The following is a 14,336-nucleotide window of genomic DNA, read 5'->3' on the forward strand; positions in this document are numbered from 1 at the left end:
CGGCTTCCTGGATTTTGATGATAATTTTCATTTATAAAAATAAATGTGGTAAAAATTTTCATCAATAATCGAGGAGATGAAAAAATGATGCAAATGTTTAGCGGCGCCTCATCGGGGGGATGGTTTGAAAAAGCGCAGCGGTTCGGCAAATCCTTCATGCTGCCGATTGCGGTATTGCCCGCAGCAGGACTGTTGTTAGGGATTGGCGGCGCGTTGTCAAATCCAAACACATTGACGGCTTATCCGTTTTTAGATGTCGACTGGTTGCAGGCAATCTTCACGATCATGACCAGCGCAGGTTCCATTGTGTTTGCCAATCTGTCGGTACTCTTTGCGGTCGGTGTCGCCGTGGGGCTGGCGAAAACGGATAAAGGCACTGCCGGGCTTGCGGCATTGCTGGCATTTCTGGTGATGAACGCCACCATCAACGCCTTATTAACGCTCAATGGAACGCTGGCGCACGAGAACCCCGGTGCAGTTGGCCAGGGGATGACGCTGGGTATTCAGACGCTGGAAACGGGCGTGTTTGGTGGGGTGGTGATGGGTCTTGTCACCTGCGCGTTGCATAGCCGTTTCAATAAAGTCTCACTGCCTCAGTTTCTCGGTTTTTTTAGCGGTTCGCGTTTTGTACCGATTATCAGCTCCCTTGCCGCGATAGTCGTGGGTGCGGTTATGACGGTGGTGTGGCCGCATTTCCAGAAACTCATTTTTGGACTGGGCGGTCTGGTGGATGCGACGGGCTATCTGGGGACGCTGTTGTACGGCTTCATCCTGCGTATGCTTGGTCCACTGGGTTTACACCATATCTTTTATTTGCCGTTCTGGACGACGGCGCTGGGCGGTAGCGAAATCGTCAACGGCCAGTTGGTTGAAGGTACGCAGCGGATTTTCTTTGCCCAACTTGCCGATCCGAATACGCAGCAGTTCTATGCGGGTACCGCGCGCTTTATGTCCGGGCGCTTTATCACCATGATGTTTGGCCTGCTTGGCGCATGTCTGGCGATGTACCACACCGCAAAGCCGGAGAATAGAAAGGTTGTCGCCGGACTGCTTTTGTCGGCAGCCCTGACCTCTTTCCTGACGGGAATCACTGAGCCCATTGAGTTTTCCTTCCTGTTTGTCGCGCCCGTGTTATACGTCATTCACGCCTTCTTCGATGGTCTGGCGTTTATGATCGCCCATATTTTACATATCACGATTGGGCAAACCTTTTCGGGCGGGCTTATCGATTTCCTCCTCTTCGGCGTGTTACAGGGAGAAGCTAAAACCAACTGGATGTACGTCCCCATGGTGGGAATACCGTGGTTCTTCCTTTACTACTTCACCTTCCGCTATTTGATCACCCGCTTTGGCTGGCTGACGCCGGGTCGTGAGAACACTGCCCCGGTTGAATCCGGCCTGCCGCAAAGTGAACGCGCAGCGGCAGTCATCGCAGGGCTGGGAGGCAAAGAGAATCTGGAAGAGGTGGACTGTTGCGCCACGCGCCTGCGCGTGACGGTGAAAGAGAGCAGCAAGGTAGATGAAGCGGCGCTGAAAGCGACCGGAGCGCGTGGCGTGATTATTCGCGGCAACGGCGTTCAGGTGATTTATGGCCCGCATGTCACCATCATTAAAAACGAAGTTGAAGAGATTTTATCGTAATGAAAATTGTACTGGATTCCCTGAAAGGTAAATTAATCGTCTCCTGTCAGGCGCTGGAAAATGAGCCTCTACACAGTCCGTTTATTATGTCACGTATGGCGCTGGCGGCAGCACAAGGCGGTGCGGCAGGTATCCGTGCGAACAGCGTGGTGGACGTTCGTGCGATCAAAGAGATGGTCTCCCTGCCGGTGATCGGGATTATCAAACGCGATTACCCTGGCAGTGAGGTGTTTATCACGGCCACTCTCCGGGAAGTGGATGAGCTGATGACCGTTGAGCCGGAAATTATTGCCCTGGATGCCACTGCGCGCCCGCGCCCCGGCGGGCAGACGCTGGAAGAACTGGTCACGCAGATCCGCGCTCGCTACCCGTCCGTACTACTGATGGCGGATATAGCAACCGTAGACGAGGCGGTGACAGCCGAGCGTCTGGGTTTTGACTGTGTGGGCACCACGCTCTACGGCTATACCGCAGAAACCGCCGGGCATGTGCTGGTGGAAAATGACTGTGGATTCTTACGTGAGGTGTTGGCTGCGGTCAGCGTTCCGGTCGTGGCGGAAGGGAACGTCGATACCCCGGAACGCGCCGCACATTGCCTGGCATTAGGCGCTCATACCGTGGTGGTTGGCGGGGCAATCACGCGTCCGCAGCAGATCACGGCACGCTTTATCGCGGCGATCGCCTCGTAAAGCACCGATGGGGCATGATACTTTGGTGGGGATCTGCGATAATTATCGTTTATCCCCATATTGAGAGCGCTATGCAGTACCCGATTAACGAGATGTTCCAGACCCTGCAAGGTGAGGGTTACTTTACCGGCGTCCCCGCCATTTTTATTCGTTTACAGGGATGCCCGGTTGGCTGTGCCTGGTGCGATACCAAACACACCTGGGATAAGCTTGAGGATCGGGAAGTCTCCCTGTACAGCATCCTGGCGAAAACCAAAGAGAGCGATAAATGGGGCGCGGCAAGCAGTGAAGATCTGCTGGCGGTGATTGGCCGGCAGGGGTACACCGCGCGTCATGTGGTGATTACCGGCGGCGAACCGTGCATCCATGACCTGATGCCGCTTACCGATCTGCTGGAAAAGAACGGCTTTAGCTGCCAGATAGAGACCAGCGGTACGCACGAAGTGCGCTGCACACCTAATACCTGGGTGACCGTTTCTCCGAAGGTGAACATGCGCGGGGGTTATGATGTTCTGTCACAGGCGCTGGAACGTGCAAATGAGATCAAACACCCGGTCGGGCGCGTACGTGATATCGAAGCGCTGGACGAACTGCTCGCCACGCTGAGCGACGACAAACCGCGGGTGATTGCGCTGCAACCCATCAGTCAGAAAGAAGATGCTACCCGCCTGTGCATTGATACCTGTATCGCGCGCAACTGGCGCCTGTCGATGCAGACGCATAAATATCTGAATATTGCCTGATAAAAAGCCGGATTATGTATCCGGCTTTTTTTGGCATTAAGCGTTTGACCAGCTTTGTATTGCGTCCACCTTACTTAAATCACCGTGGAACACTTCATACGATTTTTTCAGAATCGGGTCGGTATGTTTCGTTAATTCCCGGAAGATCCCTTTGTTCATGGCTTCATAGCGTGCCGCATGTTCAGGAACCGGGATAAACACATCTTTCACCCGCACCATACTTTCAACCGCTTTCTGATAGGACGGATAAAGACCAAGCCCTACCGCCGTGTTGATAGCGGCCCCCAGACTCGCACAACCGTTAATGACGTTTCGACGGGCCGGAAGGTTGAATACGTCGGCAAAGATTTGCATGAACAGATCGCTGTTTGAGCCGCCGCCGGTGATGATCACCTGCTTAGCGAAATGATTCATCTCATGACACATACTGTCGTAATTGTTTTTAAGCGTCAGCGCAACGCTCTCCAGAATAGAACGGTAAATCCAGGCGTAGTCCATGCTGGAATCAAAGCCAATCATGATCCCACGCTTGTACGGTTCCCAGGGATTGGTCAGCCAGTCCAGCACGGTCATCAGGCCATTGCAGCCGGGCGGGACGCTGGCGGCTTTCTTATTCAGCAAGTCCTCTGGCGACAGATCCTGCGCTTTCGCATCCTGCAGTAATGATTCACCTAACATATCCCGCAGCCAGCTGACCGTCCACATCCCTTTGCGAATGCCATAACCTTCATAGAGCAGTGTTTCCGGAATCGAAGACATAATCGGCCAGTAAGCGACCGGATCTTTAGGTAGCGCTTTGCCATTCATCATCAGAGCGATGTAGGTCCCTAATGAGATCACCGCCGTTTCGTCATCCAGTAATCCTGCCCCCAGAGCCTCTACCGGTTTATCACTGGTGGTGCAAATGACCGGCAATCCGGTCGGGAAGCTTGTTGCCTTTGCGGCAGCATCGGTCAGATACCCGAGTACAGTGCCTGGCATCTGGACCTCAAACAGCATTTTGCGCGGGATATTAAATTTTCTCACGACTTCGGGGTCATCGCTCCATGACCAGGTTTTGTAATCCACCGGCCACTGACCAAAATAGTTGGCGATATTGTCTTTAAATTCACCGGTTAAGCGATGCGTCAGATAGCCTGAAAATGAGGTGACGTAGGCCACATCAGGATTTGTGTGCTCGTAGGGACGAGTGACGCGAGCATCCTGCCAGCTAATTAATGGCGCAGCGGGTGTGCCATCCGCTTTTAGCAGCGCACGGCAGCAGCGAATGGACCCGAGGCCAATTCCGACGATATCTTTTGGATCTCCCGCGTACTGGCTCATCAAGTCCTTGCCTGCAAAACACAATGATGCCCACACATCGTCGTCCGGATGTTCTGCCGTATCGGCATCAGGGGTGAACATGGGTTGCAGGAGCCCCTTTCCTTCACAAACCACATTACCTTCAAGATCGTACATCACGACTTTGGTACTCTGACTTCCCCCATCAATTCCAATGATGTATTTCTTTGACATTGTCGTTCTCCTTTCGTTTTCCGTTTTCACTCACCGGACGTTTCTGCGGTCAGTGATGTCATCTTTTCTGGTGCGTCATGGATGGTTCGAATTTTACGAAACAGTAAAAAAGTAAAGAGAATGACCATGCACAGCGCTGCCAGACCCATCAACCACATATTGCGATAGGCTTCTGCTGCCGGAAGGGTATCCTGCCAGTGACCCACGATCGGATAGACAAAGACGTCGGGTAGAAAACCAATCACCGAGCAGATACCGACAGTGGTTCCCATGATGTAAGGCGGTGTTCTGGCTTCGCCTGGACAGGCCCAGTAAAGCCCGCGTGAGGCATAACAGGTGAAGCCCAGCAGTAGAATAAGGCCGATCCCCATCACGACAGATTGCGGATTAGAATTGGTCACCAGCAGCGCGATTAGCGCGATGGCTCCAACAATTGAGAGCAACTGAATTACGCGCGTTGGGGACTTAATTTTGCTGTAAGTGGTGATAATGCCGCCCAAAGGGCCGCAGATAGCGCGGAAAATTTTGTTAATGACGATTCCCATATAGCTCGCGGCTACCAGTGACATGCCATACATTTCAGTCAGATAGTTAGTGGAATAACTGAGGATGGCATAGATCGTAAAGACGCCAAAAATGACCATACTGCAGTACCAGGTGGTACTGATCCGCAGTACGGTCAGAATATCGCTGAACTGGAATGCCTGTTTTTCTTCTTTCGCGCTGTCAATGTGTTGGGGACTGTCGCTGACAAAGAACCAGCACAGAATACCCAACAGGATATAAACCACGCTGTAAATCAGAATTACGGCTTTCAGGCTGTTGCTGTCATCCGGTGCGAAACGAGAGAAGACCCACATCGTAAAGACTGCCAGAGACATGACACCAACTCCTCGCAGCCCTTCCATCCAGCCCATAATTTTCCCTTGTTCACTGTGATCTCCCAGCAATGACGCGGCTTTAATGGATACTGACCACAACATTAGAATCGTGGTGACGGCAAATGCGACTTGGATAAAGAGCATGACCCACAGTGGTGGGTAAGTCATCATCAACAGGCCGAGTAATCCGGTAATAATCATTGCAGAGGTAATCATTTTTCGATGAGAGAATTTATCAGCAATGACGCCACTGGGGGCATATAGAATAATAGCTGCAATACCAAATGTACTCATTATTAATCCAATCTCGGTATTGCTAAATCCCATGAATTTTGCCATGGGGATTTGATATATATAGCGTAAATAAGCCAGGTCAAAACTGACGCCGCCACTAAAACTAATAATAGCGAGCGTTATCCAACGGCGATATGAGTTGTGTTGCATATCGAATTCTCATTTTATGTAGACAAAAAAAAGAGAAAAATAAACCGCCCTTTCAGGTGGATTACTTTTCTCAGGTCTCTAGTAATTGCATTTAGAAATAACATGGAAGCGCGATGTGTAGTGTGAGAATAATCACGGTTCTTGTTTTTAACGATAGTGATAAATTGAAAGAGGCATCTGTGAGTTCGATCACGTTAGGGATTTTGCCACTGTGCTAAAAATTCATCCCAGTTACCAGAGATAATGAGAAAGGTAACTTCCCTCTCACGGGGGAAGTTACCTTTCTTTTTTTTTGCCTTAAGAAATTTGGAGCTAACTATGTCGATCGAATCTCTCAACGCATTCTCAATGGATTTTTTCTCCCTGAAAGGGAAAACGGCAATCGTGACGGGGGGGAACAGCGGTTTGGGTCAGGCTTTTGCGATGGCACTGGCAAAAGCCGGGGCGAACCTGTTTATACCAAGCTTTGTAAAGGATAATGGTGAAACGAAGGAAATAATTGAAAAACAAGGTGTTGAAGTGGCGTTTATGCAGGTCGATATTACCGAAAAAGGTGCGCCACAGAAGATTATCGCCGCCTGCTGTGAACGTTTTGGTACCGTTGATATTCTGGTGAATAACGCGGGAATATGTAAGTTGAATAAGGTTCTGGACTTCGGTCGGGCCGACTGGGATCCAATGATTGATGTTAACCTGACGGCGGCGTTTGAGCTGAGTTACGAAGCCGCGAAAATTATGATTCCACAAAATAGCGGTAAAATTATTAACATTTGTTCTTTGTTCTCCTGGCTTGGTGGTCAGTGGTCCCCGGCTTATGCGGCAACCAAGCATGCTCTTGCAGGGTTCACTAAAGCGTATTGCGATGAACTGGGGCAATATAATATTCAGGTTAACGGTATTGCGCCGGGATATTATGCAACAGATATTACGCTAACCACACGTAGTAATTCTGAAACAAATCAGCGTGTACTGGATCATATCCCCGCCAATCGTTGGGGTGATACTCAGGACCTAATGGGGGCAGCGATTTTTCTTGCCAGTCAGGCTTCAAATTATGTAAACGGTCATTTACTGGTTGTCGATGGCGGTTATTTAGTTCGCTAATTTTGTCAGGTGGTTTCTGTTTTTATTAATTATTCCAAGTTAATTATCAGGAAGGTATGACTATGTCTTTATCTCGAGAAGCGATTGTTGACCAGTTAAAAGAAATTGTCGGGTCCGAACGCGTAATCACCGATGAAACCGTGTTAAAGAAAAACAGTATTGACCGTTTTCGTAAATATGCAGATATTCACGGCGTTTACACGCTACCCATTCCTGCTGCCGTGGTGAAACTGGAGTCAACGGTACACGTTTCCCGCGTTCTGGCGTTTATGAATCAACATAAAATCAATGGAGTACCGCGCACTGGTGCCTCGGCAACGGAAGGAGGGCTGGAAACCGTTGTTAAAAATTCCGTGGTGCTGGACGGCGCTGGCATGAACCAAATCTTGAGTATCGACATTGAGAACATGCAGGCGACGGCACAGTGCGGCGTTCCGCTTGAGATTCTGGAAAACGCGCTGCGTGAAAAGGGTTATACCACCGGGCATTCTCCACAGTCTAAACCGTTGGCGCAGATGGGGGGGCTGGTTGCGACCCGGAGTATCGGGCAGTTCTCTACGCTGTATGGCGCCATTGAGGATATGGTCGTCGGTCTGGAAGCGGTGCTTGCGGATGGTACGGTAACCCGTATTAAGAACGTACCGCGACGGGCGGCTGGGCCGGATATCCGCCACATTATCATCGGTAATGAAGGTGCGTTGTGCTATATCACTGAAGTTACGGTGAAAATATTTAAGTTCACGCCAGAGAACAACCTTTACTACGGTTACATTCTGGATGACATGAAAACCGGTTTTAACATCCTGCGTGAAGTGATGGTCGAAGGTTATCGTCCCTCCATTGCGCGTCTGTACGATGCAGAGGATGGTACTCAACATTTTACCCATTTTGCCGACGGCAAATGCGTGCTGATCTTTATGGCTGAGGGGAATCCTCGGATGGCGAAGGCAACGGGTGAAGGTATAGCGGAGATTGTAGCGCGTTATCCGCAGTGTGCTCGCGTGGACAGTAAGCTGATTGAGCACTGGTTTAATCATCTCAACTGGGGCCCGGAAAAAGTGGCGGCTGAACGTGTACAGATCTTAAAAACGGGCAATATGGGCTTTACGACTGAGGTTTCCGGCAGTTGGAGCTGCATCCATCAAATCTACGAAAATGTGATTAATCGTATCCGCGATGAGTTCCCGCATGCGGATGACATCACCATGCTGGGTGGTCACTCTTCCCACAGTTATATCAACGGTACCAATATGTACTTTGTTTATGACTACAACGTAGTGGACTGCAAGCCAGAAGAGGAGATTGATAAGTACCATAATCCCCTTAACAAGATCATCTGCGAGGAGACGATCCGTCTCGGTGGGTCAATGGTGCATCACCACGGTATTGGCAAGCACCGTGTTCACTGGAGCAAGCTGGAGCATGGAAGCGCATGGACGCTGCTGGAAGGTCTCAAACGCCAGTTTGATCCAAATGGCATTATGAACGCGGGAACGATCTACCCGATTGAGAAATAAAAAATCAAACGGCTTCTCATTCGGGAGGCCGTTACTTTACCGGACAATGAAGGGGTAGATATGAACACTTCACCGGTGCGTATGGATGATTTACCGCTTAATGGTTTTCACTGTCGTATTGCTGCACTCACGTTTGGCGCCCATCTGACTGACGGATATGTTCTTGGCGTAGTAGGTTACGCCATTATCCAGTTGACTCCTGCCATGCAGTTAACGCCACTTATGGCCGGGATGATCGGTGGCTCGGCATTACTTGGGCTTTTTCTTGGCAGCCTGGTGTTGGGTTGGGTGTCTGATTACATCGGGCGGCAAAAGATATTTACCTTTAGTTTTGTCCTCATCACCATTGCCTCTTTTTTACAGTTTTTTGCGACGACGCCGGAGCAGCTCATCGTCTTACGCATCCTGATCGGCATTGGACTCGGAGGCGATTATTCCGTGGGGCATACCCTGCTGGCAGAGTTTTCTCCGCGTCGCCATCGGGGTGTTTTGCTGGGCGCATTCAGCGTGGTATGGACTGTTGGCTACGTGCTGGCAAGTGTGATGGGACATCATTTTATTTCTGAAAGTCCGGAAGCCTGGCGTTGGCTGCTCGCCTCGGCGGCACTGCCTGCGCTCTTGATTACGCTGTTACGTTGGGGAACGCCGGAATCACCGCGTTGGCTGCTACGCCAGGGGCGATTTACTGAAGCTCATGCAGTGGTACATCGCTATTTTGGCCCACATGTGCTGCTCGGTGATGAGGTGGCTGTCGCATCCAGCAAGCATATTAAGACACTTTTTTCTGCCCGCTACTGGCGGCGAACCGTTTTTAACAGCGTGTTTTTTGTCTGTCTGGTGATCCCGTGGTTTGTTATCTATACCTGGCTGCCGACCATTGCTGAGACCCTCGGCCTTGAAAATGCACTGACAGCCAGTTTGTTGCTGAATATGCTGTTAATTTTCGGCGCATTGCTGGGGCTTATATTGACGCATTTACTGGCGCACCGACGGTTCCTTCTCGGGAGTTTTCTCCTGCTTGCCATAACGCTTATTGTGATGGCTTTTTTACCGTCTGCTAGCCCGCTGACGCTGTTGCTGTTTGTCCTGTTTAGTACAGCCATATCGGCCGTCAGTAATCTGGTGGGGATCCTGCCGGCAGAAAGTTTCCCGACGGATATTCGCTCTCTGGGTGTGGGATTCGCGACGGCTATGAGCCGCCTTGGTGCGGCAATCAGTACCGGGCTGTTACCCTGGACGCTGGCACAATGGGGCATGCAAGTCACGTTGCTGCTGCTGGCTGGCGTATTACTGACGGGGTTTGTCGTGACCTGGCTATGGGCGCCTGAAACGAAAGCATTGCCGTTGGTGGCAGCGGGGAGTGGGGACAAAAAACAGGGAGGTGTGAATGAACATTCTGTTAGCGTTTAAGTCAGAACCGGATCCCAGCATGCTGGCGGAAAAGGACTGGCAGGCAGCGACAAAAGGGACCTGCGGGCCGGATACGTCTTTGCTGCGTTGTTCTCCGGGGGCAGATGAGCAGGCGGCTGCCGCGTTGTTGTTAGCCCAACGCCATAAAGGGTGTGAGATGAAGTTGACAGCACTCAGTATTGGCGATGAACGTTCGCTACACTGGCTGCGCTATTTTGTCGCGCTGGGGTTTGATCGGTCCGTGTTGTTAGAGACAAAGGGCGACTTGCGTTTTGCGCCGGAATTTATCGCCAGGCAGATTGCAGACTGGCAGCGTAACCACAATGCTGATGTGATCGTGACAGGCTGCCAGAGTAGTGAGGGGCAGAACGGGCAGACACCGTTTCTGGTGGCTGAAATGCTGGCGTGGCCTTGCTTTACCATGGTTGAGCGTTTTACGTTTGAACCGCCTTTTATCGTCCTTGAGCAGAGAACCGCGACTCGCGTTCGTCGATGTCGGGTACGGCTTCCGGCAGTGATTGCGGTCAGACAATGTGGTGAGGTTGCGCTCCCCGTACCGGGTATGCGTCAACGTCTGGCGGCAGCAAAAGCTGAAATAGTTCGTCAGACAGCCTTCTGTAATGAAGTACCTGTCAGGGAGTGTCAGTCGTTGACGCGACCGGAACAGCGTCGCCGCGCCACCCTTATTGACGGTGCAACGGTACAGGAAAAAGCAGGGATTTTGTGGCAAGACTACTTGCGCCAAAGGATGAAGCCATGAAGATAGCGATGGTGTCGGCGTCTGACGAATGCGGCGCATTGACTGACTGGGTCATTGAAAATCGGCCAGGTTCGGCACAACTAGAGCGCTGGATTATGGATCCCGTGCCGGATGTGGCGGAGCAGGTTCTGGATACACTGGAGGCTCAGTGGTTACTGACACCTGCCGATATCCTGATTTTTGCGGCCAGTCCACTTGGCGATGAGCTGGCAACACGACTGGCCTGGCGACTGGGTGGCGGCAGTATTTGTCAGGCGAGGACACTGGACGCGCAACAAGGTCTGGTCAGTAAATCCCACTGGGGCAATGCGTTGAACGCCACGCTTAAAATTACGGCGAGACCTTTGTGTCTGTCACTGGCGCGACAGGCTGAGGAGCGTGTTTCGCATCATCCCCTGCCCACCATGTTTGAGCGCCGGCTTGAGCTTATGGCGCGCCCGGACTGGCTGGAAACGGTGGATACTATAGAAAAGGTCAGCACTCATCCTCTGTTACTGGCTAAATACGTGCTGGTTGTTGGACAGGGGAACCGTGATGTTGGCGTGGAGACCATTTCCACGCTGGCACAGTCGATGAAAGCCGAAGTAGGGTACAGCCGTGCGCGGGTGATGAATGGCGGGTTTGACGCTGAACGTGTGATTGGGATCTCCGGTCATTTACTCTCCCCGGATGTCTGTATTATCGCGGGGGCCTCTGGTGCGGCGGCGTTGATGGCTGGAGTTCGCCACAGCCAGTTTGTCGTGGCGATAAATAGTGATCCCAACTCCCCTGTTTTCTTCCAGGCTGATGTCGGCGTTGTCGATGACTGGCTACCGGTGCTGGAGGCGCTGGCAGCCTTCGCCAAAACCTAATTCAGCTTTTTGGCTAACGTCCAGACATCGATGTTAGTGGTTGAAAGCGCCGCAACTCCTGCTTTCATCGCATTACGGGCATCTTCTTCATCACATACCAGGCCGCCGGCAATCAGCGGCTGGCGTATTTTTTCCGTCACCCATCCCAGCACTTTTGGCATGCACCCCGGCAGAATTTCAATACAGTCCGGGTTTGATTGCGCCACCTGTTTATCGATGCTGTGAAAGGAGATGGAGTCAACGATAAACAGGCGATGGATGCAGAAAAAACCCTCCGCTCGTGCGGCTTTCAGCATTGCCGCTTTAGTACTGATGATTCCGTCCGCTTCGGTAACCAGTTTCAGAAACTGAATGACCACCTCTTTATTTGATGCCCCTTCCAGCAGGTCTACGTGGATAAATGCGTATTTTCCGGCGTTCTTAATTTTCTTCACGATGTTACTGATAGTACAGATGTTACCGTACAGAACAGAGATGAACTGACATTCAGAATCGATGGCGAGTTGCAGACTGGCGTTGTCTTTTACGGCGGCAATCACCGGATTCTGGCGGAGCAGGTGTAACAGAGGCATAGATTATCCTTATTATTTAACCAAAGCGGTAAATGATGCCAAAACCCGACGGTGGGTAGCGCCACTGTTGTAGCGTTTTTTCATCACACAGAAGTCGACAGGTTCCACATTCCAGACAGCCACGAAAATCGACCCGCAGTTCTCCTTCTGGCGTAAGGGAAAAAAGTCCAGCCGGGCAAGATGCGATCAGCCGTTCTGCGACGCTGCGATCGACACTGCTGGCCGGAACGATAGGGGAAATGTCGGGAGGCTGCCAGACATTGTGGGCTACAGACATCGTAAACTCCTGATAATATCGCCAGCCAGATGACGCAGGCCGTGACGGCGAAACTGACGCCAGATGATCTGGCGCAGAGGGGCGACCGGGCGCTCGCCCTGGTGCCATATCTCGTGAGAAATATCGTCCATTAATTCGGGCCACTGGTGATACCATCCCTGGCGCTGCAACAGCGCGGGCATATCACGATAGCGGTGCATAACGTCCCACAACAGACTGTGCTGGATATCGCGATGATAGGCTGGAAACAGATTTTGCGGCGTGCATTTCAGGCAGGCGTTGATGAGCGTGTGCGCGGCTGCCTGAGCGCCGATGAGCGCCATATCCATCCCTCGTACGGAAAAACCGGTATTGACGCAACTGCGTAGCGCATCCCCTACTAACAGCCAGCCTTCTCCCGCGTACTGCACCGGCAGGCTGTGTAATCCGCCTTCCGGCACCAGATGTGCGCCATATTCCAGTGTTTCACTTCCTTTGAGTAAAGGGTGTAGCGCCGGATGCATTTTGAGCCGCTCCAGCAGGTCGACTGCCGGGATGTCGCTTTGAGCGACCGTGGAGAGCGGACAAACGACGCCAAACGAGAGCGTTTCTTTATTGGTGTATAAAAACGCGCCGCCGGGCAGCGCGCCGCAAACGTCTCCACTGAACAGCATCGCGGCGCCTTCCTCTGAAGATAACCGGAAGCGATCTTCAAGTATCTGTCGATCCAGCGCCAGCGTCTCTTTAATTCCCAGCGCCATTGCGGCTGTCGAAGGACGTGACTGAAAGCCATAGCGTTCGGCCAGAACGCTATTTGCCCCTTCCGCGAGAACCACGTATCGACCGCGAAGCGTTTCATCATCGGCAACCACACCGCAGACTCTGCCATCTTCTATATGTAGCGCGTCAACCGTTATACCATTGATAAATTGCACGCCTTCCGCTTCCGCCTGGGCGACGAACCACGGATCGAAACGGGCACGTAGCACACTCCACGAGTCCCCCTCCGGACGCAGACTGGAGTAGGTTGTTGCGCCATGACGGGTTAAAAGTGTGAGATTTTCCTGGGTAATACGGCGTTCAAGTGGCGCGGATTGGTGGGCATCGGGGAGGAGTTCGGTGAGCGCATGACAGTACAGGCGTCCACCGGAAAGGTTTTTACTGCCAGGTAATTCGCCGCGCTCAAGAAGCAGAACCGACAGTCCGGCGCGTGCGCAGCGTAAAGCACACGCGGTGCCTGCTATCCCTGCACCGATGATAATAATATCAAAATCGTCAGACATATCGTGCTCCAGATATCCAGAGCACATAACCCTAACAGAATGTTAGTTAAAGAATATTGACCCTCAGCACATCCGCTGGAATCACTCGCCGCGGTAGACACAGCCCGCAGTACAGGTCTCTTTCACCATCACCGCGCTCAGCAGAGGGACTGCCGGTTTGACCTGATCCCAAATCCATTTCGCCAGTACTTCGCTGGTCGGGTTTTCGAGACCGGGAATATCGTTCAGGTAGTAATGATCAAGCCTGTCATAAGTCGGCTTAAATGCGGCTTTTAACTCAGCAAAATCCATGATCCAACCGGTATGCGGGCAGACTTCACCGGTAATTTCAAGACGCACCATAAATGAGTGACCATGCAGGCGGCCACATTTATGCCCTTCCGGTACGTGTGGCAGGCGGTGAGCGGCTTCGAAGGTGAAATCTTTAAACAAGGTGGTGGACATTATTTACTCTCAAGAATGCAAAAAAACGCCGTAGGGTACCGTAAAGTACAATTTTTATCATTAGTTAAAAGGGCGCTGAGCAGCAGAATGCCACATATAGATGGGAAATATTAAATAACTATTTATATATCATGTGGTTATTTAATCGTTTTTGTCGTTAATAACTATAGCTAAAACAGGTTAGTTCATTTGGTTATTTGTTATTTCCATCCCTTCTTTAATTGTT

At 51.5% G+C, this 14,336-nt stretch carries 14 protein-coding genes; 8 read left to right on the plus strand and 6 right to left on the minus strand.

Annotated elements, in window-relative coordinates:
* Nucleotides 1–84 precede the first annotated feature (84 nt).
* The 3 genes from WM46_RS25140 to queE all read left to right on the plus strand — a co-directional run bounded on the left by WM46_RS25140 (nucleotide 85) and on the right by queE (nucleotide 3,073).
* A complete protein-coding gene (locus WM46_RS25140; protein WP_061077922.1) occupies nucleotides 85–1,641 on the plus strand; it encodes a maltose/glucose-specific PTS transporter subunit IIC in 1,557 nt (518 codons plus the stop codon).
* A complete protein-coding gene (locus WM46_RS25145) occupies nucleotides 1,641–2,330 on the plus strand; it encodes an N-acetylmannosamine-6-phosphate 2-epimerase (protein WP_061075133.1) in 690 nt (229 codons plus the stop codon). Before WM46_RS25140 ends, WM46_RS25145 begins: the two co-directional genes overlap by 1 nt.
* A gap of 71 nt (nucleotides 2,331–2,401) precedes the next feature.
* The gene (gene queE, locus WM46_RS25150) at nucleotides 2,402–3,073 is read left to right on the plus strand and encodes a 7-carboxy-7-deazaguanine synthase QueE (RefSeq protein ID WP_042999521.1); all 672 of its coding nucleotides are present in this window, start codon (nucleotides 2,402–2,404) and stop codon (nucleotides 3,071–3,073) included.
* Nucleotides 3,074–3,109: 36 nt separating this feature from the next.
* Here the strand turns inward: queE and WM46_RS25155 are convergent, their stop codons facing one another.
* Entirely contained in the window at nucleotides 3,110–4,588 is a 1,479-nt protein-coding gene (locus WM46_RS25155; protein ID WP_102603679.1) for an FGGY-family carbohydrate kinase, read from the minus strand.
* Between the two features lie 26 nt (nucleotides 4,589–4,614).
* Complete coding sequence (locus tag WM46_RS25160) at nucleotides 4,615–5,913, minus strand: MFS transporter (RefSeq protein WP_102603680.1); 1,299 nt, start codon at nucleotides 5,911–5,913, stop codon at nucleotides 4,615–4,617.
* Between the two features lie 318 nt (nucleotides 5,914–6,231).
* On the opposite strand from WM46_RS25160, the gene WM46_RS25165 reads away from it, so the two are divergent.
* The 5 genes from WM46_RS25165 (at nucleotide 6,232) to WM46_RS25185 (ending at nucleotide 11,555) form a co-directional block, all read left to right on the plus strand.
* Entirely contained in the window at nucleotides 6,232–7,017 is a 786-nt protein-coding gene (locus WM46_RS25165; protein ID WP_102603681.1) for an SDR family oxidoreductase, read from the plus strand.
* 62 nt (nucleotides 7,018–7,079) lie between these two features.
* Entirely contained in the window at nucleotides 7,080–8,534 is a 1,455-nt protein-coding gene (locus WM46_RS25170; protein ID WP_102603682.1) for an FAD-binding oxidoreductase, read from the plus strand.
* A 3-nt stretch (nucleotides 8,535–8,537) separates the two neighbouring features.
* Nucleotides 8,538–9,944 carry an MFS transporter gene (locus WM46_RS25175; protein WP_102603683.1) on the plus strand — a complete coding sequence of 469 codons (1,407 nt, stop codon included), beginning with the start codon at nucleotides 8,538–8,540 and terminating at the stop codon, nucleotides 9,942–9,944.
* Nucleotides 9,922–10,704: an electron transfer flavoprotein subunit beta/FixA family protein gene (locus WM46_RS25180; RefSeq protein WP_102603684.1), complete on the plus strand. Its 783-nt coding sequence runs from the start codon at nucleotides 9,922–9,924 to the stop codon at nucleotides 10,702–10,704. The genes WM46_RS25175 and WM46_RS25180 overlap by 23 nt, the downstream gene beginning before the upstream one ends.
* A complete protein-coding gene (locus tag WM46_RS25185; RefSeq protein ID WP_102603685.1) occupies nucleotides 10,701–11,555 on the plus strand; it encodes an electron transfer flavoprotein subunit alpha/FixB family protein in 855 nt (284 codons plus the stop codon). Before WM46_RS25180 ends, WM46_RS25185 begins: the two co-directional genes overlap by 4 nt.
* Here the strand turns inward: WM46_RS25185 and WM46_RS25190 are convergent.
* The 4 genes from WM46_RS25190 to queD form a co-directional block, all read right to left on the minus strand.
* Nucleotides 11,552–12,127, minus strand: coding sequence for a glycerol-3-phosphate responsive antiterminator (locus WM46_RS25190; protein ID WP_061075125.1), 576 nt, complete (start codon nucleotides 12,125–12,127; stop codon nucleotides 11,552–11,554). The genes WM46_RS25185 and WM46_RS25190 overlap by 4 nt on opposite strands.
* 16 nt (nucleotides 12,128–12,143) lie before the next feature.
* Nucleotides 12,144–12,404: a ferredoxin family protein gene (locus WM46_RS25195; RefSeq protein ID WP_102603686.1), complete on the minus strand. Its 261-nt coding sequence runs from the start codon at nucleotides 12,402–12,404 to the stop codon at nucleotides 12,144–12,146.
* The gene (locus WM46_RS25200; protein ID WP_102603687.1) at nucleotides 12,395–13,666 is read right to left on the minus strand and encodes an FAD-dependent oxidoreductase; all 1,272 of its coding nucleotides are present in this window, start codon (nucleotides 13,664–13,666) and stop codon (nucleotides 12,395–12,397) included. The genes WM46_RS25195 and WM46_RS25200 overlap by 10 nt, the downstream gene beginning before the upstream one ends.
* Before the next feature lie 81 nt (nucleotides 13,667–13,747).
* A complete protein-coding gene (gene queD / locus WM46_RS25205) occupies nucleotides 13,748–14,110 on the minus strand; it encodes a 6-carboxytetrahydropterin synthase QueD (RefSeq protein WP_044254982.1) in 363 nt (120 codons plus the stop codon).
* Nucleotides 14,111–14,336 lie beyond the last annotated feature (226 nt).

It is taken from the genome of Citrobacter freundii complex sp. CFNIH2, assembly GCF_002880615.1.
GTDB lineage: Bacteria > Pseudomonadota > Gammaproteobacteria > Enterobacterales > Enterobacteriaceae > Citrobacter_A > Citrobacter_A amalonaticus_F.

What these genes read in the sequence shown, in the direction of transcription:
- queD (WP_044254982.1), bottom strand. Translation starts at nt 14,110, where the DNA reads ATGTCCACCACCTTGTTTAAAGATTTCACCTTCGAAGCCGCTCACCGC.
- WM46_RS25170 (WP_102603682.1), top strand. Translation starts at nt 7,080, where the DNA reads ATGTCTTTATCTCGAGAAGCGATTGTTGACCAGTTAAAAGAAATTGTC.
- WM46_RS25165 (WP_102603681.1), top strand. Translation starts at nt 6,232, where the DNA reads ATGTCGATCGAATCTCTCAACGCATTCTCAATGGATTTTTTCTCCCTG.
- WM46_RS25200 (WP_102603687.1), bottom strand. Translation starts at nt 13,666, where the DNA reads ATGTCTGACGATTTTGATATTATTATCATCGGTGCAGGGATAGCAGGC.
- queE (WP_042999521.1), top strand. Translation starts at nt 2,402, where the DNA reads ATGCAGTACCCGATTAACGAGATGTTCCAGACCCTGCAAGGTGAGGGT.
- WM46_RS25195 (WP_102603686.1), bottom strand. Translation starts at nt 12,404, where the DNA reads ATGTCTGTAGCCCACAATGTCTGGCAGCCTCCCGACATTTCCCCTATC.
- WM46_RS25155 (WP_102603679.1), bottom strand. Translation starts at nt 4,588, where the DNA reads ATGTCAAAGAAATACATCATTGGAATTGATGGGGGAAGTCAGAGTACC.
- WM46_RS25145 (WP_061075133.1), top strand. Translation starts at nt 1,641, where the DNA reads ATGAAAATTGTACTGGATTCCCTGAAAGGTAAATTAATCGTCTCCTGT.
- WM46_RS25185 (WP_102603685.1), top strand. Translation starts at nt 10,701, where the DNA reads ATGAAGATAGCGATGGTGTCGGCGTCTGACGAATGCGGCGCATTGACT.
- WM46_RS25140 (WP_061077922.1), top strand. Translation starts at nt 85, where the DNA reads ATGATGCAAATGTTTAGCGGCGCCTCATCGGGGGGATGGTTTGAAAAA.
- WM46_RS25180 (WP_102603684.1), top strand. Translation starts at nt 9,922, where the DNA reads ATGAACATTCTGTTAGCGTTTAAGTCAGAACCGGATCCCAGCATGCTG.
- WM46_RS25190 (WP_061075125.1), bottom strand. Translation starts at nt 12,127, where the DNA reads ATGCCTCTGTTACACCTGCTCCGCCAGAATCCGGTGATTGCCGCCGTA.
- WM46_RS25160 (WP_102603680.1), bottom strand. Translation starts at nt 5,913, where the DNA reads ATGCAACACAACTCATATCGCCGTTGGATAACGCTCGCTATTATTAGT.